Raw genomic sequence first — 23,213 nt, 5'->3', positions numbered from 1 at the left:
CGCGGTACGACCGATCAGGACGGTTTCCCAGGCGAGATTGCTCTGCCCGTCCTTGACCCGGACGACCAGGCGGTGCGATTCGACCTTGTCCACGGACGCGAGCTTGGTCTTGGACGTGGCCTCGGCCGCGCCTGCCGCCACCGTGGGGTGGATCTGCACGGCGATGCGGGCGTCGGTGGCGGACTGGGTCGCGCGGACCCGGCCCTGGCCGTCGGCGAGCACCACCGCGTCGCCGCCGACCACCGGAATGCCCCGGTAGGTGCGCTGGTAGGCGACCGAGTACAGGTCGTTGACCCACGGGGTGACCGACTGCCGTTCGTACTGCTCGTCGGGACCCTTGGCGAGGGTGTCGAGGCCGCTGGCCGCGGCTCGGTCGGCGGCGGAGATCGCCAGGGACTGTGCGCCGGGGGGAGGCGCCGGGTCGGCCGAGGCCGACTGGGACGTCGCGCTCACCGTGAGACCGGTGAGCATGGCCAGGACGGTCCCGGCCGTGGTTATTCTTCGATTCATCGAGGCTCCTTGAGTGGAAAGGCAGACCTCGACCACGAATCCGGCTTGTCCGCGCGCCTTGTGAGCGCCGCGGTCGACCGTGCACGCCGGGGTTCGTGCCCGAGCGAGCGAAACACTCACACGGACAGGGGTCCCGAGCGAAGGGATCCGGGAAGGCCAGCAAATACTGGCTAAATTCGCCCGACCCGACATGCCGAGCGCGCGGGCGTCCACCCGGCCGCCGAGGCGGCACGGGGGTGCCCGCGCATGGGGTCAGGGGCAGTTCGAGTCGCCGGCCGTCGACGGCACGGCGACCGCGTTCCAGGCGTTCCCGGTCTTCTTGAACAGCGCGCATGTGGGGTCGAGGGCCTTGGCGGCGAGCAGGGTCTGCCGCCGTACCTTCGGGTAGTCGGTGCCACTCGTCCGGAGCAGCAGGCCGCCGTAGAAGACCTTGCCGGCCGTCTGGATGCCCATTCCGGTGAGGGAACTGCTGTTGCACGTCGTGATGTTGGGCTTGCCACCCGCGAGGGGCTGAGCGTGCGCGAGATCGCCGCCCGGGTGTACCTGGCGGCCGGTACTGTCCGCAACCACCCGTCCTCGGCGATGATCAAGGTCGGCGAGCCGAGCCGGCACGCGGCGGCCGGCTACGCGTTCGAGCGGGGTTGGCTGTAGGACGTGGCGGGTGAAGCGGATGGGGGAGCGGTGACGGGAGCCGAGGCGGGTGCGACCGGGGGCTTCGAGCCGGCGACCGGGGCGGAGGTACGGCCGGCCGGGGCCGACGGGCCCGGCGGAGCCGCCGCGTCGCACGAGGAGCGGGCCGGCGCGGTTCGGGACGCGTTCGAGGCGCTGTTGCGGATTCGTGAGGTGGTGAACACGTCGGTCGTGGATCCGCGCGCGGTGCCCGCCGAGTGGGAGCGGGTCCGGATGGTGCGCGCGATCGCACTGGCGTTGCAGGCCGCCGGGGTGCCGCCGTCGGCGGTGGACGAACACGGCGAGCGGGCGGCGACCGGATACCTCGTCACCGCGACGGAGCATCCGAGGGTGGTCCGGGTGGAGTGGCCGGGTCCGCGCGGAAGCGGCGCGGGCCACGAGGCGGAATCGGCGCTGCGCGGCTGTGCGCGCGTGTTGGGCGGACTGGGCTGGGTGGTGCTGGAGTATCGGGGCAAGGGCGGTCGGCGCTACCTGGAGGTGGAGGCACCCGCTACGGTACGGCGTTGAAGTCGGCGGTCCGCCGGGCCCGAAGCGACCCGTGCGCGCCACGGCGTCGGGTGTGCGCTCACTCGATCGCGCGCTCGATCACCCGGTCGCTCGATCAAGCGCTCGGCAGAACGCCGTGGCGGGCGAGTGCGGTCGTGGTCGCCGTCTTCGTCGTACGGCGCTGGGTCGGTCACAGGCCGCGGTCCATTCCCGCCTGCCGCCCGCACAGGGCCATGCAGACCTGATTCGGCCCCTCGTACGGGCGCTCCGGCAACGCCGCCAAGGCCCGGGTGACCCGGACCTCCGCCCCGTTGACGGTCGCCGCCGCCGTCAGGGCTTCCGGCCGGGCCGGAAATCGCACACCGAAAAGGGCGCACTGCAGCGCCTCCGGCTCCACCATCGTCGATTCGCCACTGCTCAGCATGGCTCCTCCGTCGCACCACCCGACCGCGGGTGCGCGCACCCGACGATCGGCTTCGCCGAACGCACCGGGGACCGGCCTCCGTGTCACCCTGGGTCGCGCCAGGACACGAAGGGCCGCCTGTCGCACGAGCGCGAGGTGTCGGCCGCGGCTCGGGATCCCGGGGGCGCCGGCAGCATTCCGTTCAAGGGCTATAATACGCCGCGCCCGGCCGGTCGGCGGATCGAACTCAGCCGGGCGGGCCCTTTCGAGCCGGTCGGACCACGTCGGGCCGTGTCGAGGAAGTCGGACCGCCGCGAGCCGATCCACCCGGGCGGCGGCCGTCTCGCGTGACGTTTCGCCCCTGGCGTGCGCCGGCTCCGGGCGATCGGCGCAGGTTCAGGTGGTGAACCCCAGGTGCACGTGGTCGTGGTGGGTCGGGTCGGTGAAGAACGTGGCGCCGGGGAGTGCGTACGGGCCGCCCACGTTGTAGGAGCCGGCCGCCGCGCCGGCCCGCATGAAGCTCTCGACGAGCGCGCGGGGCGTGGCCGGGTCCACGACGGGGCGGCCGTCGATGCCCCATACGTCGACGGCGCGACCCTTCGGGTGGTCGCTGGGGCGGGTGGTGCCGAACACGTCGATCGGGTGGCCCGAGCGCAGTACCGTGACGTCGATGGTGTGGTCGACGGCCAACGTCTCCAACGCGGTGAGCACCGACGCGTGCACGGTGCCGGCCCGTACGTCGTCGGCGGCGGCGGGCGGCAGGACGATGCGCGAGTCGGCGAGCACGCGGGTCGCCTGTGCGGAAACGGTCGCGGCGGCCGGTCCGGGATCCGAGGGATGCAGCGCGGTGACCGTCCACCGGGGTGTGGCCCGGCTCAGTCGCACGTCCACGGTCGACCCGTCCGCCCTCACCGCTCCGTCGGCGGCGCGTGTCCACCGACGACAGGCGACGAGCACGCTCGCGGTGGTGTCCAGGATGCCGCCGTACTGCGCGTCGACCACCTCGAGCACTGCCTCGGGCGCGTCCACGAGCAGTGGTCCGGCCTGGTCGGCGAGTTCGGGGGCGAACCCCAGCGCGGCGAGCCGCGCACGGGCCGCGGCGAGTCCCGGTTCGCCCGGCGGCCACGCGCCGAGCGCGGACACCGCGTCGACCGCGCGTCGCTTCACCTCCGGCTGCACGTCACCCGGGTTGGGAGCCCACGCGGTGACCACCGGAAGTCCGGGCGCGGCACCCGTCGCGGTCGCGGCGGCACTCGACGAGGCGGACCCGTTCGCGGAGGCCGGTCCGCCGGTGGGCGATGGTGACGGCGACGCGCGCCGTCCGCCGGACGAAGAGCAGCCGATCGCCGTTCCCGCGATTCCGAGCAACACCGCGCGTCGACCCGGTGCATACCGGGCATATCGTTCGTCCACTCCGCCACGGTAAGCCCGCACCCCCGCCCAACCCCGGCAACCGGCAGCGCCGACAGGCGTGTCACCCGGCGAGATCCGGCCCCGTCTCGGCAGCCGGACGCGCGTAGCTCGGCGGATCACACGTGGTCTCCGCGGTCGCGATGAGGGTGCCCGCGAGCAGGGCGTCGAGGTAGCGGTCGGGCAGGGTGGGGTCGGTTCGGTCGGGGGAGCGGTGTACCGCGAACCCGAGTCCGCACAACAGCAGCAGGAGGTCGCCCGGACCCAGCGACGGGCGCAGGGTCTCGACGGCGGCGGCGCGTGCCAGCAGGTCCGCGGTCGCGCGCTGCAGGTGCTCGCGGAGCTGCCCGGTCTCCGGCGTGGCCGCGTCGGGGCCGAAGGCCGCCGCGGCGAACGCCTCGTCCTGGACACACGCGGTGAGTACGGCCTTGAGGAAGACGCGCAGGGCCTGCCGCGCGTCCGGCAGGTCGGCGGCTCGATGGGCCTGTTGGATCAACTCGGCGAACCGGTCGGCGGCCAGCGCCTCGAGCAGGGTCTCGGGCGTGGGGAAGTGTCGGTACACGGTGCCGACCCCGACGTCGGCGGCCAGCGCGACCGCGTTCAGTTGCGGCGGCCTGCCGCCGCGCACCAGCTCCCGTGCGGCGTCCATGATTCGGCGCCGATTGCGCGCGGCATCCTTGCGCAGCGCGGGTCTGTGGGGTGCGGCGGTGTCGTCCATGTGCGGACGTTATCGGCCAAGCGGATGAATGGTCCATGCGGACCATCCGCCCCGCGGCCGACGCGGATTCGCCGGATCGGGTGAAATCGCGGAGTTCTCGGCCTCGTCGCCGTGCCGCCGGCCGGATTCGGAGGTTCTCTCGGAGAGCGGTTCCGAGGGAGGTCAGGATGGCGCAGGTCGCGGCCGGGGGTGCCCCCGCCCGGCACGGCGTGTTCCGCGTGATCGTGTTGATCGCCCTGATGGCCCTGCTGCACGCCACCCATGTCCCCGGCGTCGGACCCCGCGCCGCGCCGATCCCGGATCGATGCTCGGTCGAGACCGCCGATCGCATCGCCTTCTCCCTTGTCGGCGACGTGCCCGCCGCCGCGTCCGGTGGCGCGCCCGACGAGCACGACGGGCACTCGGCGCGCGATGCCGCGCCGGCGGGCGACACCGGCGGTCGGCACGGTCCGGCGGTCGGCGGCGCGTGTACGCCGGCCACGGCCCGGCCGCGCCACCACGTTCCGGCCGCCTCGGCTCCCGCCCTCACCGACGTCCTCGGATCCCGAATCGCCGACCCGGCCGAGATCGGCGAGGGCTGCGCCCGCACGGCCACGAACACCCTCGGGCGAACCCCTTCGCGGACCGTCGTCCTGCGCTGCTGAGAGGTCACCGCCGCCGCGCCGCCGCCGAATCGGGCGAGTGGCGTGTCCGGCGTGCCGCGTTCGATTCCTCAGCCTCGCGAACCCGGGAGATCCCACCATGCCCATTGATGCCTACCTGCTCCTGAGCGCCCTCGTGCGCGCCGAAGCCGCCCGCTCCGCCGCCGGTGCGGCCGGCACGGACACCCCACCGCCCGCCGCCGCTTCGAGCCGGGGTGCCGCCGGACCCGCCGCCTGCGATCCCCCCGGCACCGATCGCGCCGCCGCCGATCGGGAGGCCGTGCCGGAGCACAGCCCGGACGCGGAATCCCCGGCGTCCAGGCAATAGCCGTACGCGTCCGCGCCCCGCATCGGTGTCCCCCGGCATGGCCATGCCGGGGGACACCGGCGTTCTCGGCACGGGCGGCAGACCATCGGCCCGGGCGCGGACCCGGTGTGGACACCCCATCCCGTAACTGATTATGGTTTTCATTATCGAATGGTCGAGTCGGCCCGCCGATCGACGCGTCGACACACCCCTGCCCGGAAAGAGCTCTCATGCGTATATCCACCCGCGCGGTCTTCGCCTTCGCCGCAACGGCCCTGACCGCCGGAACCCTCGCCGCGTGCGGTTCCGACGACAAGGACGACAAGGACGGGAAGAACGGGAACCAGGTCGGGGCCGCCGGTCCGGCCGCGGCCGCCGGCTCGCCGGCCGCCGGTTCCGGACCCCGGATCAAGGTGGTGGCGACCACGACGCAGGTCGCCGACTTCGTGCGCAACATCGGCGGCGACCGGGTCGAGGTGACCCAGTTGATCAAGGCCAACGCGAGTGCCCACGAGTACGAGGCGACCCCCGCGGACCTGAACGCGATCCGCGGCGCCAAGCTGGTCGTGGAGAACGGCGTCGACATGGAGAAGGCGTGGCTGCCCAAGGCGATCCAGGCCGCCGGCTTCAAGGGCCCGGTCGTGGACACCTCGGTCGGCGTACCCCTGCGCAAGGGCGAGTCGGACGAGGACCACGACCACGAGCACGAGCACGAGCACGGCGAGTACGACCCGCACATCTGGCACAACCCGCTCAACGCCAAGGTGATGGTGACCAACATCGCCAAGGCGCTGACCACCGCCGACGGCGTCAACGCGAAGGTGTACGAGAACAACCTCGCCGGCTACGGCGCCAAGCTCGACGCGCTCGACGCGGACACCCGGGCCAAGCTCGACACGATCCCGGCGGCCGCTCGCAAGCTGGTCACCAACCATGACGCGCTGGGCTACTACGTCGACCGCTACCGGCTGGAGTTCGTCGGCTCGATCATCCCCGGCTTCGACGACCAGGCCGAACTCTCCGGCAGCCGCATCGACGACGTCGTCGCCAGGATCAAGGCCACCGGCACCAAGGCCGTCTTCGCCGAGAGCGCGCTGCCGGCCAAGACCGCCGAGACCATCGCCCGGGAGGCGGGCGTCAAGGTGATCGCTGGCGACGACTCGCTCTACGCCGATTCGCTCGGCGCCCCCGGCTCCGCCGGCGCGACCTACCTCGACTCCGAGGCGCACAACACCGACACCATCGTCGCCGCGCTGCGGGGCTGAGCGATGACCGACGGCACCGAGGCCGCACCGGATCCGGTCCGCTTCTTGGACGCCACCATGGCCTACGACCGCACCCCCGCCCTCGCGAAGGTCGACGGCCGGGTTCCGGCCGGCCAGGCGGTGGCCCTGGTCGGCCCCAACGGCGGCGGCAAGTCCACGCTGATCAAGGCCGTCCTGGGCCTGGTCCCGGTGGTCGCCGGCACGGTCACCGTGGCCGGCCGGCGCCCGGCCGCGGCCCGCGCGTACGTCGGCTACGTACCGCAGGCGGCGAGCCTGGACCCGGAATTCCCGGTCACCGTACGGCAGGTGGTCCTGATGGGCCGCTATCGCCTGATCGGCCGACTGCGCCGCCCCGGCCGCCGGGACCGGGACGCAGCCGACCGGGCACTGGCCCTGGTCGGGCTCGCCGACCGGGCGAACGCCCGGTTCGGCACCCTGTCCGGCGGCCAGCGCCAACGTGTGCTGCTGGCCCGCGCGTTGTCCGCGCAACCGCCGATCCTGGTGCTGGACGAGCCGTTCAACGGGGTCGACGCGGTCAGTCAGGAGGCACTGATCAGCGCTCTCGTCGACGCCAAGGAAGCCGGTACCGCCGTCCTGGTCAGCACCCACGACCTCGCCGTCGCGCAACGCCTGTGCGAGCAGACGTGCCTGGTCAACCGCCGCCAATTCGCCTTCGGCAGCACCGAGTCCGCACTCACCCCGGAACTGTTGTGCGCCTGCTACGGCGGCCGGGTCCTCGAACTCGACGCCGGCCGACTCGTCGTCACCCCGGGCTGAGGCCGAGCATGGACACCACCCTGCTCCTGGAGCCCTTTCGAGTCCCCTATCTGACCCGCGCCCTGATCGAACTGACCATCCTGGGCGTCCTGTGCGGCGTCGTCGGCGCGTTCGTCGCGCTGCGCCGACTGGAGTTCGTCGCCGACGCGCTCACCCACACGGTATTTCCCGGCGTCGCGATCGGCTTCGCCCTCCAGGGCGTCGACGGGGTCCTCCCGGGCGCGTCGGTCGCGGCCGGCGTCACCGCCGTCGGGTTGACGCTGCTCACCCGCAACCGGCGCACCAGCGACGACGCCGCGCTGGCCATCGTGCTGACCGCGATGTTCTCGGTCGGCGTGGTGGTCGTCTCGCGCAGCCGCTCCTACACCGCCGACTTCCAGACCTTCCTGTTCGGCCAGATCCTGTACACCTCCCGCACGCGGATCATCGAGACCGCGGTGGTCGCGCTGCTGTGCCTGATCACGCTCGCCGCGCTGGGTCGGCAACTGTTCCTGCGCAGCTTCGACCCGGAGGCCGCTCGCGCGGCGGGATACCGCGTCGGCGCGCTGGACCTGGCGCTGAACCTGGTGATCGCGCTGACCGTGGTCGCCGCCGTACGCACCATCGGCACCGCCCTGGTCCTGGCCCTGCTGGTGGTCCCGGCCACCATCGGCCGCACGCTGGGCGGTCGGCTGGGCCCGATCGTGGCGATCGCCGTCGGTTCGGCCGTACTGTCCGGGTACGTCGGCCTGACCGTCAGCTACACCGCCTCGATCGACCACGACCTGGCGCTGCCCGCCGGACCCACCGTCGTATTGACCCTGGTGGCCGGCTACCTGCTCGCGCTCGGCGCGGCGATGGCGGTCGGCGTGGCCGGTCGGCGAAACCCGCGCCTGCCGGCCCGCGCGAAACGCCCGGCCGCACCGGTACCCACACCGGCCGTGACCGCGTCCCCCACCCCCTCTCGCACCCCGTCCCCGATTCCCCGCCCGACCGGGAGCGCCCGATGACCTGGTTCGACACCTACACCCATCGCGCCTACGCCGAAGCGGTCATGGTCGGGCTGCTCGCCGGCATCGTCGGCGTCCAGGTCGTGTTGCGCGGGCTCGCCTTCTACGCCATGGCGATGACCCACGCCACCTTCCCCGGCGTCGTGCTCGCCTCGATCCTGGGCCTCGACATCTATCTGGGCGGCGCGGCGGTGGGTGTGCTGCTGTCCCTGGCCATCGTCGGACTGACCCGGCGACCGGGCCGGACCGCGTCCGGCGCGACCGGGGTGATCCTGGCCGCCGGCTTCGCCCTGGGTGCCACGCTGGTGGCCGCCGGGCCGGCCTCGGACCGCAAACTGTCCGCGTTCCTGGTCGGTTCGATCGTCACCACCGACCACCACGACCTCGTGGTCACGGCCGGCGTCGGCCTGGTGGTGCTGGTCGTGCTCGGCCTGTGTGCCAAGGAACTCACCTTCGCCGCCTTCGACCACGAGGGCATGCGCGCCGCCGGGCACCCGGTGACGGCCCTGGACCTGCTGCTCCTGCTGATCGTCCAGGCGGTGATCGTGGTGCTCACTCCGGCGGTCGGCATCATGCTCACGCTGGCGCTGCTGGTCGCGCCCGCCGCCACGGCCCGGCTGTGGACCGACTCGCTGCGCCGCACCACCGCGCTGGCGGGCGTGCTGGGCGTCTGCAGCGCGGTGATCGGTCTGGAGATCTCCCGGCACTACGACGTGGCCGCCGGGGCGACCATCGCGCTGGTCGCCGCCACCGGGTTCGTCCTGTCCCTGCTGGTCTCCCCACGCCACGGCGCGCTCGCTCGCCTCCTCGAACGCCGACCCGCGGCCGGGACATCGACCGCGACGACCGCCTGAATCCCTGCCCCCGACTGGGAACCCGGCTATCTCCCGAGCACTTTCGTCCGCCACCGGCCCACCTGTCCCAGACCCCACGCACACACCCGGTGACCCAAGGAGGCGTCCGAGTGCCCCGTGCGGCGAGGCCGTGCCGGCAGCCGTTCACCCGGGTGGCCGATGGGCAGTAGGGCGGAGACGATGGAAAGGACCGCGTGCGGCGTCCGCGGCGCGGTCCCGAGCCCTGCGGTCGGCGGGCTGCCGACGGCGGGCACTGCGAGAGGTACCACCATGACCATGGCCAAAGACATCATGCACGAGGGCGCTCAGTGGATTCCGCAGACGGAGACGCTGCACCGGGCCGCGCAGTTGATGCGCGAACTCGATGTGGGCTCGCTGCCGGTCAGCGACGCCAACGAGAGGTTGTGCGGCATCATCACCGACCGCGACATCGTCACCAAGTGCGTCGCGGACGGCCGGGATCCCGCCACGGTTACCGCCGGCGAACTGTGTGAGGGCACACCCCGCTGGATCGACGCCGACGCCGACATCGCCGAGGTATTGCGCGAGATGCAGGTCCACCAGATCCGCCGACTGCCGGTGATCGCGCGCAAGCGCCTGGTCGGCATGATCAGCGAGGCGGACCTGGCGCGACACCTCTCCGACGAACAGATCGCCGCGTTCGCCGAGAACGTCTACGCGTCGCGATAACCGCGCGCCCGGTACACCCGCATCACCTGCACATACGTACCCCGAGCCGCCGACCCGCCGTTCGCCGCGAACCTGCACAGGACCGAAAGCGCGGCGTGCGGCGGGTCGCCGCCGTGTCCGCCCACGCGTTCGGAGGATCTGGCACCGGGACGATCAGTTCACCGGGACCACGGCCACCGGGCAATGCGCGTGATGCAGGACGGCGTGCGTGGTCGGGCCCAATCGCATCGGCAGCGGCCCGTGCCTGGGGTGCGCGGCGACGACCAGCAACGCGCCGTCGATCGACGCGCACACCAGGTCGCGCCCGGCCGACCCGTTCATCACCACGGTGTCCACCGGCAGTTCGGGGTCGCGGCGCCGGATCGGGCCGACGACCTGCTCGACCATCCTGGTGCGTTCGGCGGTGACCGTGTCGACGTCGAACATCGACGGCAACATCAGACTCGGCGCCAGGCCGGTCACCGGGAGCGCCCACGAGTGCACGGCACGCAGGCCGCCGCCCAGCAGTCCTGCCCGCTCGGCCGCGAACTCCGCGGCGGGCTCGTCCTCGGGGCCGCCGATGCCGACCACGACGCCGCTCGCGTCCTGGGCCGCCTCGGAGCGCAGAACCACCACCGGGCACGTGGTGTGCGCGCACACGCGCAACGAGACCGACCCCAGGAGCAGGCCGGCGAACCCGCCGTGACCGCGACTGCCCACCACCATGGTGTCGCACCGCGCGCCGGCGGCCAGCAGCGACTCGGCGGCGTCGCCCTCGCGTACCGAACCCTCCACCACCAGGCCGGCGAACCGCTCGCGGACGCGTGCCGAGGCGGTGTCGACCAGCGCGTGTGCCCGCTCGCGCACCTCGACCCGATGCCGGTGACCGAGCCCGCTGATGGGCACAACCGTGACGATATACAGCGGAACGTGCCGGGCGGCGGCGTCGCGCGCGGCCCAGTCCAACGCGTGCTCGGCGGCGGGGGAGCCGTCGTGACCGGCCAGAACCCCGAGCTCGACTTCGCTGTGTACGGGCGACATACGACTCACCTCGATGGGGACATCCAACAGGCTCATACCCGCTGCGACGGACGCCGACAGCGACCGCCCGGCAAAGCTCGCGCGCCGGACCGCGGGTTGTCGGGGCCGACCTCACATTCGGCGGCCCACGCGCGTCTACTTGTCGGGACGACCTGTTCGGTCGAGAGTCGGGACGAACACCGCGACTGAGGAGAGCAGCACGATGAACACACGTCATGCGATCGTCGACACCACCCTCGGCGGGCTGATCGTGGTGGCGGCGCAGGACGCCATCGTGGGGCTGTACTTCCCGCACCACTGGTACATGCCGCCCGAGGAGAGCCTGGGCGCGCGGGTCGAGCACCGCGACGACCCCCTGCTCGCGGCGGCGGCGACCCAGTTGACCGAGTACCTCGCCGGCGAGCGGACCTCGTTCGACCTGCCGCTGTCCACACACGGCGATCCGTTCCAGGAGCGGGTGTGGGCCATGCTCAGGGAGATCCCCTTCGGTGCGACCACCACCTACGGTGCGCTCGCCGAGCGGTTGGGCAACAGGGCGCTGGCCCAGTCGGTGGGCCAGGCGGTCGGGCACAACCCGATCTCGATCATCGTGGCCTGCCACCGAGTGGTGGGCAGCGACGGGAAGTTGACCGGCTTCGCGGGCGGACTCGAACGCAAGCGGCGGTTGTTGGACCTGGAGGAGTCCGAGAGCACCAAGGCGGCCCGGCTGTTCTGAGCGGTCGGCGCCCGCAGCGCGTCCGAACGGGCACGGGAAACGAGGACATGAAGCAGCCCTACGAACGGGTGGTCCGAGAGCACGCGGACACCGTGCTGCGCGTGTGCCGGGCGTTGCTGAGCCCGCACGACGCCGACGACGCGTGGTCCGAGACGTTCCTCGCCGCGCTGCGCGCCTACCCCGACCTGCCCGAGGACGCCAACGTGCGGGCCTGGCTGGTGACCATCGCGCACCGCAAGGCGATCGACATCGTCCGAGCCCGGGCGCGGCACGCGGTCCCGATGGGCGAACTGCCCGAACAAGCCTCGGTCCTGGGTCTGCCGGACGCGGTCGACCACGACCTGTGGCGCGCGGTCGCGGCGCTCCCGACCAAGCAGCGGCAGGCGGTCGCCTACCACCACTTCGCGGGCCTGCCCTACCGGGACGTCGCCGAATTGATCGGCGGCAGCGCGGCCGCGGCCCGTCGCGCCGCGGCCGACGGCATCAAGGCCCTGCGCACATCGCTGAGCGCCACTTCGAAGGGAGCGGTCCGATGACGGACGACAACCCCACCTCCACCCCCGCCATCCCGGTCCCCGCGGCCGGCGCGCCGAGCACGTCCGTGCTGCTCGCCCGCGCCCGCAGCGACCGGGAGGCGCTTGATCGACTGCACGACCGGCTGGTGGCGGCGGCCGCCCGGGACGGGCTCCTGGACGTCGCCTACACCACGGTGGACACCCCCATCGGGTCGCTGCTGTTGGCCGCGACCGACAAGGGCCTGGTCCGGGTGGCCTTCGCCGGCGAGGACCACGACAAGGTCCTGGACACGCTGACCGCCCGGCTCGGCCCGCGCATCCTGCGCGCTCCCGGACGCCTGGCCCGGGCCGCCCGCCAACTCGACGAGTACTTCGACCACTCCCGGACGTCCTTCGACCTGGATCTGGACCTGGTGCTGTCCACCGGCTTTCGGCAACTGGTGCAGCGCCGACTCCCCGAGATCGGCTACGGCCACACCTTCAGCTACGCCGATGTCGCCCGGATGGTCGGCAACCCCCAGGCGGTTCGCGCGGTCGGTTCGGCCTGCGCGAGCAACCCGCTGCCGATCGTGCTGCCCTGCCACCGCGTGCTGCGCAGCGACGGGACGCTCGGCGGGTACGCGGGCGGGATCGCCATCAAGTCCGCGCTGCTGAGCCTCGAGGCCGGCCCGTAGCCGAAGCCCCGGAGAAGCCGGTTACGAGACTTCGACTTACAGTGACATTTATGGACGAATTCTTCGGCGCGTCGGGCGACGAGGCGCCTGGGGACGCGTTGCGCGAACTGGCCGATCAGACGACCCAACCGGGGTGGACCGCGGCGGACCCCGCGGCGGACCTGCTGCCCAGGCTCCGGGTCGCCTGCAACCTCCCGGGCTCGCCCTGGCGACTGCGCGGCACCGAGGTGCTGCCGGACGGCGTCTACGCCGTCGACGTCGAGCACGCCCGCCCCCGCAGCCCACGCCTGTTGGCCGACGCCATCGAACTGCTCGCCGGCGTCGCAGGCCCCGCCTTCTTCGTACGGCACACCGACGCGGCCACCTTCGACTGCGTCACCGGCACCCTCCAGCGCGACACCCCGGGACCCGGCCGGGGGCACCTGCTGCGGCTGCGCCTGGTCGGCCCCGAGCGCGATCGCGGCTCCGTGCTCCGCGCCCACGCGGCGGCCCTGGTGCCGGCCCACTGATCCGGCGCACCGGTCCCGTCCGCCGGCCGCGCACCGATATCCGGTGGTCGGCCGACGTGGTGGGCTGGTTGGATCCGGGCATGGTCATACATCTTCTTCCGGACGGGTACGAGATCTCCACCGATCCGACCCGGCTCGATGCCGCGCTGATCCACCGCTGGTTGTCCCTCGACGCGTACTGGGCAATGGGCCGCCCGAGGGAGAAGCAGGACACGGCGATCGCACGGTCGCTCAACTTCGGGGTCTACGACACGGCGTCCGGGGCCCAGGTCGGCTATGCCCGCGTGGTCACCGACGGGGCCACCTTCGGCTGGCTGTGCGACGTCTACATCGACCCGGCCGTGCGCGGCAAGGGCCTGGGCACGGCGCTGGTCGCGGCCATCCGGGACCACCTCGAACCGGCCGGGCTGCGGCGTCTGATGCTGGCCACCGCGGACGCGCACGCGGTGTACGCCCAGGTCGGCTTCGAACCGATGGCCGACACCGACAAGTGGATGGTCCTCGGCGAACAGTGAGCCGTCCGCGAAGTATCGGGAACGGGCCGCGCTGCTCCGTGCGATCCGTCCGCGAAGGATCAGGAACGAAGAAGCGCGGCCCGTTCCCGGCACCGTAGCGTGAGGCGCGTGGTCATCGAACGCGATGACCACGCGGTCCCGTCCACCGGTCGCGCTACGCTGCCGGCGAGGCCGGCACCTCGCCCGTCTCCCTCGGGCCGGGCTCGGCGCGAGGTGGACGAGACGCCCGACCGCGCAGGCGGCCCCGCCCAACGGATGGAGACACGATGAGCCCGGTCACCAGGACGGACACGCAGTCGCCTGCGCCGGCCGTCGCCGACAGCCACGACCTGATCCGAGTGCACGGTGCGCGGGTGAACAACCTCAAGGACGTCAGCATCGAGATCCCCAAGCGCCGGCTGACGGTGTTCACGGGTGTCTCCGGCTCGGGCAAGAGTTCGCTCGTGTTCGGCACGATCGCCGCGGAGTCGCAGCGGATGATCAACGAGACCTACAGCGCCTTCGTCCAGGGCTTCATGCCCACGTTGGCGCGGCCCGAGGTCGACGTCCTCGAAGGGCTGACGACCGCGATCATCGTCGACCAGCAGCGACTGGGTGCCGACGCCCGCTCCACCGTCGGCACCGCCACCGACGCGAACGCGCTGCTGCGCATCCTGTTCAGCCGGCTCGGGAAGCCGCACATCGGCCCGCCCAGCGCGTACGCCTTCAACGTCCCCTCGGTCCGGGCGAGTGGTGCCATCACCGTCGAGCGCGGTGCCAAGAAGGCGGTCAAGGCGACCTTCAACCGCACCGGCGGCATGTGCCCGCGGTGCGAGGGTCGGGGCACGGTCTCCGACATCGATCTCACCCAGCTCTACGACGACTCCAAGTCGATCGCCGACGGCGCGTTCACCATCCCCGGCTGGAAGTCCGACAGTTGGTGGACCGTGCGGACCTACGCCGAATCCGGCTTCCTGGATCCGAATAAGCCGATTCGCAAGTTCACCAAGAAGGAGATGCGGGACTTCCTCTACCACGAGCCGGTCAAGGTGAAGGTCGAGGGCGTGAACCTCACCTACGAGGGGCTGATCCCCAAGATCCAGAAGTCCTTCCTGGCCAAGGACAAGGAGTCGCTGCAGCCGCACATCCGGGCGTTCGTGGAGCGTGCGGTGACCTTCACCACGTGTCCCGAGTGCGAGGGCACCCGGCTCAGCGAGGGGGCGCGGTCCTCGAAGATCAAGCGGGTCAACATCGCCGACGCGTGCGCGATGCAGATCAGCGACCTGGCCGAATGGGTGCGCGGTCTCGACGAGCCGTCGGTGGCGCCGCTGCTGGAGACGCTGGGCCAGACGCTCGACTCGTTCGTGGAGATCGGGTTGGGCTATCTCTCACTCGATCGGCCCTCGGGCACGCTGTCGGGCGGTGAGGCGCAGCGCGTCAAGATGATCCGCCACCTCGGCTCCTCGCTCACCGACGTCACCTACGTCTTCGACGAGCCCACCATCGGTATGCACCCCCATGACATCGAGCGGATGAACAACCTGCTGCTGCGGCTGCGCGACAAGGGCAACACGGTGCTGGTCGTGGAGCACAAGCCGGAGACGATCGTGATCGCCGACCACATCGTCGACCTCGGCCCGGGTGCCGGTACGGCGGGCGGGACCGTCTGCTTCGAGGGCACCGTCGACGGCCTGCGGACCGGCGGTACGGTCACCGGCCGCCATTTCGACGACCGGGCGTCCTTGAAGAAGACGGTGCGCACGCCCACCGGCGCGCTGGAGATTCGCGGCGCGACGCGGCACAACCTGCGCGATGTCGACGTCGACATCCCGCTGGGGGTGCTCGCCGTCGTCACCGGCGTCGCCGGCTCCGGCAAGAGTTCGCTCGTGCAGGGATCGCTGGTCAACGGTTCGGCGGCCGAGGGCGCGGGCGTGGTGTCGGTCGACCAGAGTGCGATCCGCGGCTCGCGACGGAGCAACCCGGCGACGTACACCGGGCTGCTCGACCCGATCCGCAAGGCGTTCGCGAAGGCCAACGACGTGAAGCCGGCGCTGTTCAGCGCCAACTCCGAGGGCGCGTGCCCGACCTGCAACGGCATCGGCGTGACCTACACCGACCTGGCGATGATGGCCGGTGTGGCCACCCTCTGCGAGGAGTGCGAGGGCAAGCGGTTCGACGCGTCGGTGCTGGAATACCACCTCGGCGGACGCGACATCAGCGAGGTGCTCGCGATGTCGGTGGCCGAGGCCCTGGAGTTCTTCGGTACCGGCGAGGCGCGTACGCCGGCCGCGCACACCATCCTCGGCCGGCTCGCCGACGTCGGGCTCGGCTATCTCAGCCTCGGCCAGCCGCTCACCACGCTCTCCGGCGGCGAGCGGCAGCGGCTCAAGCTGGCCACCCACATGGCCGAGAAGGGCGGGGTCTACATCCTCGACGAGCCGACCACGGGCCTGCACCTCGCCGACGTCGAGCAATTGCTCGGCCTGCTCGACCGGCTGGTCGACTCCGGCAAGTCGGTGATCGTCATCGAGCACCACCAGGCGGTGATGGCGCACGCGGACTGGATCGTCGACCTCGGCCCCGGTGCCGGCCACGACGGCGGTCGGATCGTCTTCGAGGGCACCCCCGCCGACCTCGTCGCCGCCCGTTCCACCCTCACCGGCGAGCACCTTGCGGCCTACGTCGGCGGCTGACCGGGCGTTTCGAGCCTCCCTCCCGTCCGGCCGCGATTCGTGCTGCGGCTCCTACCGTGGCCGCCATATAAGGGGCCCCGTAGCGGCCCTCCGCGGTTCGTGCCGGGGCCGGTGGGGGCCTCGAGTCCGGCTCGCGGTCGACGCCGTGGCGACCGTCGAGGCCGCCGATTCGGCGAGCCCGTGCGGAGGTTCGGGCCAACCGTTCATCTTTTCCTTGCGTGGGTCTATGAACTGTAGGGGGCCCTCGCTACCCTCCAGCGCATGATTTCCACGGTTGTCTGGGGTACCGGGAACGTCGGCCGCGCGGCCATTCGCGCCGTCGAGGCGCATCCGGCGCTGAAGCTCGCGGCGGTTCTCGTGCACAATCCCGACAAGGTCGGTCGCGACGCGGGCGAACTCGCGGTTCTCGACCACGAATTGGGGGTAGCGGCCGACGACGACATCGACGCGGTGTTGGCCGCCGGGCCGGGCGCCGTGGTGTACGCGGCGTCCGGCGACATCCGCCCCGACGAGGCGCTCGCCGACATCGTCCGGGCGATCCGGGCCGGGGCCGTCGTGGTCACGCCCGCCCTGTACGCGCTCTACGACCAGCGCAACGCCCCGGCGGAGTTGCGCGAGCCGGTGCTGGAGGCCATCGCCGCCGGCGGCGGGTCGTTGTTCGTCTCGGGTGTCGACCCGGGCTGGGGCAACGACGTACTGCCGCTGCTGATCAGCGGATTGGGCACCACGGTGGACGCGATCCGCTGCCAGGAGATCTTCGACTACTCCACCTACGACCAGGAGGACTCGGTCCGCAATCTGGTCGGCATGGGTCAGCCGATGGACTACGGCGCGCCGATGTTGTGGCCGGAGATGCCGACCATGGTGTGGGGTGGGCAGATCCGGTTGATGGCCCGGGCGTTGGGCGTCGAGTTGGACGAGATTCGCGAGACGATGGACCGCCGACCGCTGGAGACGACCGTTCGGACCACCACGATGGGCGAGTTCGAGGCCGGGACCCAGGGCGCGGTGCGGTTCGAGGTGCAGGGCATCGTCGGCGGCGAGCCGCGGATCGTGATCGAGCACGTGACCCGCATCCACCCCTCCTGCGCGCCCGACTGGCCGGTCCCGCCCAACGGGGACGGGGCGCACCGCGTGGTCATCGAGGGGCGGCCGCGGATCGAGGTCACGGTCGAGGCCACCGACGAGGGCACGAACCGGTCGGCGGGCGGCAACGCCACCGCGGTCGGTCGGCTCGTCGGCGCCATCGACTGGCTGGTGGCCGCCGAACCGGGGCTCTACGACGCGCTCGACATTCCGCTCCGTCCCGCAGTCGGCAAGCTCGGAAGGAAGTAACCATGCGCATCGACATTCCCGAGGACAAGGACCCGCTCGCCTACGTGTGGGCGGAGATGGTGCCCGAGATCGGGATCGCCGCCTCCACCTTCTCGATGAAGGTCTACGACGCCTCGAAGCTGGGGCTGCGCGAGTTCGAGGCCGCGCGGCTTCGGATCGCGCAGATCAACGGATGCATCTTCTGCCTGGACTGGCGCACCGAGCGGGACGGGGAGAAGGTCGAGGACGGGTTCGACGTCGCGGTCACCGAGTGGCGTACCACCGACGTCTTCGACGACCGCACCCGGCTGGCCGCCGAGTACGCCGAGCGGTACGCGGTGGACCACCACAACCTGGACGACGAGTTCTGGGCCCGGATGACCACGCACTACACCCAGGCCGAGATCGTCGAGCTGAGCATGGCCATCGGCTCCTGGCTGGCCTTCGGTCGCCTCAACCACGTGCTGGGCCTCGACTCGGTGTGCGTCCTGCCCGGCCACTGACCGACCCCGGGCGGCCCCCGGTCCCGTGTTCCGGGGATCGGTGGGCCGCTGCGGGGGAGCACATGGACCGCGGCGATTCCCGCGAGCGCGATGCCGAGGTCGGCGCGTGGACGCCGGCGCTCACGCGGGGACATCGCCGAGTGTGGCGGCGAGTGCCTTGATCACCTCGGCGGCCAGCACGGCCTGCCCCGACGTGGAGAAGTGGATGCCGTCCCGGCTCAGCAGATTCGGCCGGTCGTTGATCGGGTGGTCCCAGGAGTCGACGAGCACGGCGTGGTGTTCGCGGGCCAGTTCGCGGGTGATGTCGTTGACCCGGCACACCCGGTCCGGCCAGTCCGGGAATCCCGGGACCACGAAGGCCCGGCCGAGGGTGAAGACGGTCGTCCGCGCACCGGTGTCGGCGGCGATCTCGAACAGTCGCCGCAAGGACCGCTCGATGGTGGTGAAGTCGGGCGTCGCGTGGAACAGGTCGTTGGGGCCGCTGGGCAGGTGGATCAGGTCGGGGTCGAAGGCGAGCATGCGACCGGTCTGCGTCGCCAGCGTCCTGGCGGTGGTGGCGCCGACCTCGGCGAGATTCAGGTAGGCCAGGTCGGGTCGGACGTCGCGGAGAACACCCGCGACCCGGTCGGCCCAGCCCAGGGCGCCGTACCCCGGGCTCGGGTCGCCGACTCCGGCGGAGAGGCTGTCGCCGATGACGGCGAAGCGGCGCCACGGCGCGTCGGCGAGCAGGCGTGCGGCGTGCTCCGGGGACAGGCAGAACGGGTCGGATTCTTCGGTGAGGACGTGCGTGGTCTCGGTCACAAAGTAAACGTACGATCGTTCGTGTGGATTCTGCAAGAGCGTGGCAGGATGGACCCATGAGCGAGCCAGAGCAGCCGACGGCGGTCGCCGAGCCGACGTCGAGCACCTCCGATCGAGTCACCCCGGAGACCTCCGATCAGCGGCTGCTGCGCGGCGCCCGGGCCAGACGGGAGATCGCCCGGCACGCCGTCGAGGTGGCGTCGGCGGAGGGGCTCAACGGGCTCAGCATCGGTCGGCTGGCCGGAGACCTCGGGCTGAGCAAGAGCGGCATCGCGACCCTGTTCGGGTCGAAGGAGAAGTTGCAACTGGCCGCCGTCGCGTCGGCGGGCGAGGCGTTCGTGGACGCGGTCGTGCGGCCCGCGTCGAGCGCGCCGCACGGTGCGGCACGGGTGCGCGCCCTGATCGAGCACTGGATCGCCTACGCCGAGGCGCCGTTGTTCGCCGGCGGCTGTTTCTGGGGGGCGAATCTCGCCGAGTTCGACAGCCGCCCGGGCCCGGTCCGCGACGCACTGCTGCGGCAACACGGGGACTGGCTCGCGCTGCTCGCCCGCGAACTCCGGTACGCCGCGGACTCGGGCGAACTCGCCGGATCGGACGCCGACTTGGTCGCGTTCCAACTGGACGCGGTGCTCAAGGCGGCGAACATCGCCCTGCGCTGCGGCGACGACCGGGCCGGGGACCGGACCCGGCGCGTGCTCGACGGTTTCCTGACACCGCGCCGCTGAGGTCGACGGCGCATCCGTACACCGGACCCGGCGTTGCCCGGCTCGGTGCACGCGGGACCGCCTCGCGTCCCGCCGTCCGGCGAAATCCGGTGGCCCCGCCGCCGACCCGGCCCTAGGGTCGGCGCAGCGGGATTGCGCAGTTCCGCAGGTTGCGGTGCCGTGGCAGAGCGGCCCATTGCGATCGACGTGGCGGAGGTCTCCCGTCACGTCGACTGACGGGGGTACGGCGGGCCTGCCCGACCCTGTCCGCGGGTTCGAATCCCGTCGGTACCGCGACCGCCCGCCTTTGCCGGGCGTCGGGGACGCGCGCCGGCGAGTGTTCAGGTGCGCGGTTTCGCGCGCACGTGCATGCGTTCGCCCTGTCGGCCGAAGAGGCTGAGGATCTCCACCGGGCGCCCGTCCGCGCTGCCGAACCAGTGCGGCAGTCGGGTGTCCCACTCGGCGGCCTCACCGGGACCGAGAACCAGATCGTGGTCGGCCAGGACCAGTCGCAGTCGGCCGTCCAGCACATACAGCCACTCGTAGCCCTCGTGGGTGCGCAGATTCGGCTCGGTGCCCCGGTCGGCGATGATCATCTTGAATGCCTGGAGCGGGCCCGGACTTCGGGTCAGCGCCACCGATGTACCACCGCTGGGCAGCGCTCGCGGCGTCAGGCGGACCCTCGGGTCGCCCACCTCGGGAGCGCCGACCAACTCGTCCAGGGGCACGTGGTACGCGCCGGCCAGCGGCAACAGCAACTCCAGGCTGGGGCGGCGCTGTCCGGACTCCAGCCGGGACAGGGTGCTCTTGGAGATGCCGGTCGCCTCGGAGAGCGCGGCCAAGGTGAGGCCGCGTTGCGCGCGCAGGCGTCTGAGCCGAGGCGCGACCTCGTCGAGGACTGTTCGGTACGGCGGTGCTTTCTCCATGGGGGCATTCCACCCCGCCGTCCCGGGATTGGCAACAAGAGTTGCCGGAGCCATACCCCGGGTGCACCCTCCTCGGCATGAACCCACACGGCAGTGCCGACCCCGGATCCGGACACCACGACGTCGACATCGACTGGGAGCGCATGGCCGCCCACCTGGAGGCCGTCGGCGACGTGCAACTCGCGGTCCTGCGCCGGACGGCGGCCCGGCTGCGGGACCTGCTCGGCCCGACGCGGGACGTGCGGCGCGTGCTGGACATCGGCAGCGGGCCGGGCGTGATGGCCTGCGTGTTCGCCGAGGAGTTCGAGCGTGCCGAGGTGGTCGCCGTGGACGCCGCACCCGGGCTGCTGGATCGCGCGCGGGCGCGGGCCGAGCGACTGGGCCTGGACGGTCGAGTGTCCGTGCGATGCGCGCAGTTGCCCGAGGACGTGGTCGGCGGGGACCGGGTCGGGGCGGACGGTCCGGGCACGGCGGAGCTGGTCTGGAGCGGCATGGCCCTGCACCATGTGGGCGATCAGCAGGCGATGGTGGACGGGCTCGCCCGCGTGGTGCGGCCCGGCGGACTGCTCGCCGTGGCGGAGGCCGGCCTGCCGATGCGCTTCCTCCCGCGCGACATCGGGATCGGCAAGCCCGGCCTCCAGGCCCGACTGGACGCCGCCGGCGAGCACTGGTTCGAGCTCATGCGCGCCGAACTGCCGGGCAGCACCGATGTGATCGAGGACTGGCCCGCGATGCTCGGCCGTGCCGGACTCACCGACGTCGGCAGTTTCACCACACTCCTGGACGTACCCGCTCCGCTGAGTGCTCCGGCTCGGGCCTTCCTGAGCGGCCACTTGGACCGGGTGCGGGAGACGGTCGGCGAGTTCCTGGACGACGTGGACCGCACGACGCTCGACGTACTGCTCGACCCGGAGGCGCCGGAAGGCGTTCTGCGTCGGCCCGACGCCTTCCTGCTGTCCGTCGGCACGGTCTTCACGGGTGTGCGCCCGGCCCGCTGATCGTGCCGGACACGCGGGTCCCGCGCGGGCCGGACCCGGCCGGTCCGCGTGGCGGCCCGCACACATCGAACCCGGCCGGTGATCCGACCACATGGATTCGCAGCAGCCACCAGGAAACGGAGTTCACGGTGAAGGCAACCAGTGCGCAACCGTACGAGACGACCACCGCGGGCGCGATACGGACACCCCCGGTGCGATGGGCCCTGGCCGGTCTCTCGCTGTCCATGCTGCTGTCCTCACTGGGCGCCGGCGTCGCCAACGTCGCCCTGCCGACGTTGACGCACTCCTTCGACGCGTCCTTCCAGGCGGTGCAATGGGTCGTCCTGGCCTATCTCCTCGCGATCACCACCGTGATCGTCAGCGTCGGACGGCTCGGCGACATCATCGGTCGGCGCCGGCTGCTGCTGTCCGGGATCCTGCTGTTCACGGTGGCCTCGATGTTGTGCGGCAGCGCCCCCACGCTGTGGCTGCTGGTCGCCGCGCGGGCCGCGCAGGGGCTCGGTGCGGCCGTGATGATGGCCCTGACCATGGCGTTCGTGGGCGAGACGGTGCCCAGGGAGCGGACCGGCGGCGCGATGGGGCTGCTCGGCACGATGTCCGCGATCGGTACCGCCCTCGGACCGTCCCTGGGCGGCGCGTTGATCGCCGGGCCCGGGTGGCGGGCGATCTTCCTCGTCACCGTGCCCCTGGGTGTGGTGACGCTGGTCCTCGCGCATCGGTACCTGCCCGCCGATCGACCGGGATCCGGCCCGGTTCGGGCACGGTTCGACCATGTGGGCACGCTGTTGCTCGCCCTGTCGCTCGCCGCCTACGCGCTCGCCATGACGATCGGGCGCGGAAGCTTCGGCGTGCTCAACGCGGCCCTGCTGGTGGTCGCCGCGATCGGAGTGGGTCTGTTCGTCCGGGCCGAGGCGAGGGCCGCCGCGCCGTTGTTGCGCCTGGCGATGTTCCGGGATCCGGTGCTGAGCGCGAGTCTGGCGATGAGCACGCTCGTCTCGACGGTGATGATGGCCACGCTGGTGGTCGGGCCGTTCTACCTCGCCCGCACACTCGAACTGGACGATGCCCGGGTGGGGTTGGTGTTGTCGGTCGGACCGGTCGTCGCCGCGCTGACCGGGGTGCCGGCCGGCCGGATCGCGGACCGTTTCGGCGCGCGGCGGATGACCGTCGTCGGGTTGACCGGGATCGCGGGCGGCGCCGTCGTGTTGTCGGTGACTCCGGCGCGGTTCGGCGTCGTCGGCTACCTCGCGCCGATCGTGGTCGTCACCGCCGGATACGCGGTGTTCCAGACCGCGAACAACACCGTCGTCATGGCCGACATCCGGCCGGATCAACGCGGCGTGGTGTCCGGCATGCTCAACCTTTCGCGCAATCTCGGGCTGATCACCGGAACGTCGGTGATGGGCGCGGTGTTCGCGGTCGCGTCGGCGACGAACGACGTGGCGACGGCCCGGGGCGGGGCCGTCGCCACCGGGACGCGGGTCACCTTCGCGGTCGCGGCGGCGCTGATCGTCGTCGCACTCGCGCTCGCGATCGGTGGGCGGGTGCTCGCGCGGCGTATGTCGCGCGGGTGATCGCGGTGGCACCGATCCGCAGCCCGGCCGCCG

Annotated in this window: 27 protein-coding genes, 1 tRNA gene and 1 pseudogene; 21 read left to right on the top strand and 8 right to left on the bottom strand. The window is 72.0% G+C overall.

The annotated features are described in order from the left end of the window. Both ACIRL2_RS44570 and ACIRL2_RS44565 read right to left on the bottom strand, forming a co-directional pair. Positions 1-510: pseudogene (locus ACIRL2_RS44570) on the bottom strand (peptidase M28); the annotation flags it as partial. Positions 511-762: 252 nt separating this feature from the next. Further along, complete coding sequence (locus ACIRL2_RS44565) at positions 763-963, bottom strand: hypothetical protein (RefSeq protein ID WP_395873136.1); 201 nt, start codon at positions 961-963, stop codon at positions 763-765. A gap of 63 nt (positions 964-1,026) precedes the next feature. On the opposite strand from ACIRL2_RS44565, the gene ACIRL2_RS44560 reads away from it, so the two are divergent. Together ACIRL2_RS44560 and ACIRL2_RS44555 are read left to right on the top strand one after the other, a co-directional pair. Next, a complete protein-coding gene (locus tag ACIRL2_RS44560; protein ID WP_395873137.1) occupies positions 1,027-1,161 on the top strand; it encodes a hypothetical protein in 135 nt (44 codons plus the stop codon). A 30-nt stretch (positions 1,162-1,191) separates the two neighbouring features. Further along, positions 1,192-1,707 (top strand): hypothetical protein, encoded by a 516-nt coding sequence (locus ACIRL2_RS44555; protein WP_402240398.1) that lies wholly within the window; start codon positions 1,192-1,194, stop codon positions 1,705-1,707. Between the two features lie 169 nt (positions 1,708-1,876). Here the strand turns inward: ACIRL2_RS44555 and ACIRL2_RS44550 are convergent, their stop codons facing one another. The 3 genes from ACIRL2_RS44550 to ACIRL2_RS44540 form a co-directional block, all read right to left on the bottom strand. After that, complete coding sequence (locus ACIRL2_RS44550) at positions 1,877-2,110, bottom strand: DUF2795 domain-containing protein (RefSeq protein ID WP_331771563.1); 234 nt, start codon at positions 2,108-2,110, stop codon at positions 1,877-1,879. Positions 2,111-2,485: 375 nt separating this feature from the next. Beyond that, on the bottom strand, positions 2,486-3,502 hold the full coding sequence (locus ACIRL2_RS44545) for a hypothetical protein (RefSeq protein WP_402240395.1): 1,017 nt from the start codon (positions 3,500-3,502) through the stop codon (positions 2,486-2,488). Between the two features lie 61 nt (positions 3,503-3,563). Continuing rightward, the gene (locus ACIRL2_RS44540) at positions 3,564-4,217 is read right to left on the bottom strand and encodes a TetR/AcrR family transcriptional regulator (RefSeq protein WP_395873140.1); all 654 of its coding nucleotides are present in this window, start codon (positions 4,215-4,217) and stop codon (positions 3,564-3,566) included. A gap of 167 nt (positions 4,218-4,384) precedes the next feature. Between ACIRL2_RS44540 and ACIRL2_RS44535 the strand changes: the two genes are divergently transcribed. From ACIRL2_RS44535 to ACIRL2_RS44505, 7 genes are all read left to right on the top strand, one after another. Continuing rightward, positions 4,385-4,861, top strand: coding sequence for a hypothetical protein (locus ACIRL2_RS44535; protein WP_395873141.1), 477 nt, complete (start codon positions 4,385-4,387; stop codon positions 4,859-4,861). A gap of 97 nt (positions 4,862-4,958) precedes the next feature. After that, the gene (locus ACIRL2_RS44530; protein WP_395873142.1) at positions 4,959-5,186 is read left to right on the top strand and encodes a hypothetical protein; all 228 of its coding nucleotides are present in this window, start codon (positions 4,959-4,961) and stop codon (positions 5,184-5,186) included. A gap of 209 nt (positions 5,187-5,395) precedes the next feature. After that, positions 5,396-6,430: a metal ABC transporter substrate-binding protein gene (locus ACIRL2_RS44525; protein WP_402240393.1), complete on the top strand. Its 1,035-nt coding sequence runs from the start codon at positions 5,396-5,398 to the stop codon at positions 6,428-6,430. Positions 6,431-6,433: 3 nt separating this feature from the next. After that, complete coding sequence (locus ACIRL2_RS44520; RefSeq protein ID WP_402240390.1) at positions 6,434-7,207, top strand: metal ABC transporter ATP-binding protein; 774 nt, start codon at positions 6,434-6,436, stop codon at positions 7,205-7,207. 8 nt (positions 7,208-7,215) lie between these two features. Further along, positions 7,216-8,196, top strand: coding sequence for a metal ABC transporter permease (locus ACIRL2_RS44515; RefSeq protein ID WP_402240387.1), 981 nt, complete (start codon positions 7,216-7,218; stop codon positions 8,194-8,196). Continuing rightward, positions 8,193-9,050, top strand: a complete 858-nt coding sequence (locus ACIRL2_RS44510; protein WP_402240384.1) for a metal ABC transporter permease — start codon at positions 8,193-8,195, stop codon at positions 9,048-9,050. The genes ACIRL2_RS44515 and ACIRL2_RS44510 overlap by 4 nt, the downstream gene beginning before the upstream one ends. 270 nt (positions 9,051-9,320) lie before the next feature. Next, on the top strand, positions 9,321-9,740 hold the full coding sequence (locus tag ACIRL2_RS44505; RefSeq protein ID WP_331771572.1) for a CBS domain-containing protein: 420 nt from the start codon (positions 9,321-9,323) through the stop codon (positions 9,738-9,740). A 153-nt stretch (positions 9,741-9,893) separates the two neighbouring features. Here the strand turns inward: ACIRL2_RS44505 and ACIRL2_RS44500 are convergent, their stop codons facing one another. After that, the gene (locus ACIRL2_RS44500) at positions 9,894-10,760 is read right to left on the bottom strand and encodes a universal stress protein (protein ID WP_402240381.1); all 867 of its coding nucleotides are present in this window, start codon (positions 10,758-10,760) and stop codon (positions 9,894-9,896) included. A 202-nt stretch (positions 10,761-10,962) separates the two neighbouring features. On the opposite strand from ACIRL2_RS44500, the gene ACIRL2_RS44495 reads away from it, so the two are divergent. The 8 genes from ACIRL2_RS44495 (at position 10,963) to ACIRL2_RS44460 (ending at position 18,177) form a co-directional block, all read left to right on the top strand. Next, on the top strand, positions 10,963-11,475 hold the full coding sequence (locus ACIRL2_RS44495; protein WP_395873148.1) for a methylated-DNA--[protein]-cysteine S-methyltransferase: 513 nt from the start codon (positions 10,963-10,965) through the stop codon (positions 11,473-11,475). Positions 11,476-11,522: 47 nt separating this feature from the next. After that, the gene (locus tag ACIRL2_RS44490; protein WP_395873149.1) at positions 11,523-12,011 is read left to right on the top strand and encodes an RNA polymerase sigma factor; all 489 of its coding nucleotides are present in this window, start codon (positions 11,523-11,525) and stop codon (positions 12,009-12,011) included. Further along, positions 12,008-12,664: a methylated-DNA--[protein]-cysteine S-methyltransferase gene (locus ACIRL2_RS44485; protein ID WP_395873150.1), complete on the top strand. Its 657-nt coding sequence runs from the start codon at positions 12,008-12,010 to the stop codon at positions 12,662-12,664. Before ACIRL2_RS44490 ends, ACIRL2_RS44485 begins: the two co-directional genes overlap by 4 nt. Positions 12,665-12,714: 50 nt before the next feature. After that, on the top strand, positions 12,715-13,173 hold the full coding sequence (locus ACIRL2_RS44480; RefSeq protein WP_402240378.1) for a hypothetical protein: 459 nt from the start codon (positions 12,715-12,717) through the stop codon (positions 13,171-13,173). A gap of 80 nt (positions 13,174-13,253) precedes the next feature. Next, complete coding sequence (locus tag ACIRL2_RS44475; protein ID WP_402240376.1) at positions 13,254-13,688, top strand: GNAT family N-acetyltransferase; 435 nt, start codon at positions 13,254-13,256, stop codon at positions 13,686-13,688. A gap of 266 nt (positions 13,689-13,954) precedes the next feature. After that, positions 13,955-16,360 carry an ATP-binding cassette domain-containing protein gene (locus ACIRL2_RS44470; protein WP_402240374.1) on the top strand — a complete coding sequence of 802 codons (2,406 nt, stop codon included), beginning with the start codon at positions 13,955-13,957 and terminating at the stop codon, positions 16,358-16,360. A 261-nt stretch (positions 16,361-16,621) separates the two neighbouring features. Further along, positions 16,622-17,695 (top strand): dihydrodipicolinate reductase, encoded by a 1,074-nt coding sequence (locus tag ACIRL2_RS44465; protein WP_402240372.1) that lies wholly within the window; start codon positions 16,622-16,624, stop codon positions 17,693-17,695. Between the two features lie 2 nt (positions 17,696-17,697). Continuing rightward, positions 17,698-18,177, top strand: coding sequence for a carboxymuconolactone decarboxylase family protein (locus ACIRL2_RS44460; RefSeq protein WP_402240370.1), 480 nt, complete (start codon positions 17,698-17,700; stop codon positions 18,175-18,177). A 120-nt stretch (positions 18,178-18,297) separates the two neighbouring features. On the opposite strand, the gene ACIRL2_RS44455 is transcribed toward ACIRL2_RS44460, so the two are convergent. Then, positions 18,298-18,978 (bottom strand): SGNH/GDSL hydrolase family protein, encoded by a 681-nt coding sequence (locus ACIRL2_RS44455; RefSeq protein ID WP_402240367.1) that lies wholly within the window; start codon positions 18,976-18,978, stop codon positions 18,298-18,300. 56 nt (positions 18,979-19,034) lie between these two features. Between ACIRL2_RS44455 and ACIRL2_RS44450 the strand changes: the two genes are divergently transcribed. Both ACIRL2_RS44450 and ACIRL2_RS44445 read left to right on the top strand, forming a co-directional pair. Beyond that, positions 19,035-19,703 (top strand): TetR/AcrR family transcriptional regulator, encoded by a 669-nt coding sequence (locus ACIRL2_RS44450; protein ID WP_402240365.1) that lies wholly within the window; start codon positions 19,035-19,037, stop codon positions 19,701-19,703. Between the two features lie 153 nt (positions 19,704-19,856). After that, a tRNA-OTHER gene (locus ACIRL2_RS44445) sits at positions 19,857-19,976 on the top strand. Positions 19,977-20,023: 47 nt separating this feature from the next. On the opposite strand, the gene ACIRL2_RS44440 is transcribed toward ACIRL2_RS44445, so the two are convergent. Next, positions 20,024-20,608, bottom strand: coding sequence for a helix-turn-helix domain-containing protein (locus tag ACIRL2_RS44440; RefSeq protein ID WP_331771582.1), 585 nt, complete (start codon positions 20,606-20,608; stop codon positions 20,024-20,026). 77 nt (positions 20,609-20,685) lie between these two features. Between ACIRL2_RS44440 and ACIRL2_RS44435 the strand changes: the two genes are divergently transcribed. After that, entirely contained in the window at positions 20,686-21,606 is a 921-nt protein-coding gene (locus ACIRL2_RS44435; RefSeq protein WP_395873158.1) for a class I SAM-dependent methyltransferase, read from the top strand. 128 nt (positions 21,607-21,734) lie between these two features. Next, the gene (locus ACIRL2_RS44430) at positions 21,735-23,180 is read left to right on the top strand and encodes an MFS transporter (protein WP_395873159.1); all 1,446 of its coding nucleotides are present in this window, start codon (positions 21,735-21,737) and stop codon (positions 23,178-23,180) included. Positions 23,181-23,213 lie beyond the last annotated feature (33 nt).

Origin of the sequence: Embleya sp. NPDC127516, assembly GCF_044765325.1 — a bacterium.
Lineage (GTDB): Bacteria > Actinomycetota > Actinomycetes > Streptomycetales > Streptomycetaceae > Embleya.
The sequence above is the reverse complement of the archived record's forward strand: the minus strand, read 5'-3'. Positions and strand labels throughout refer to the sequence as shown.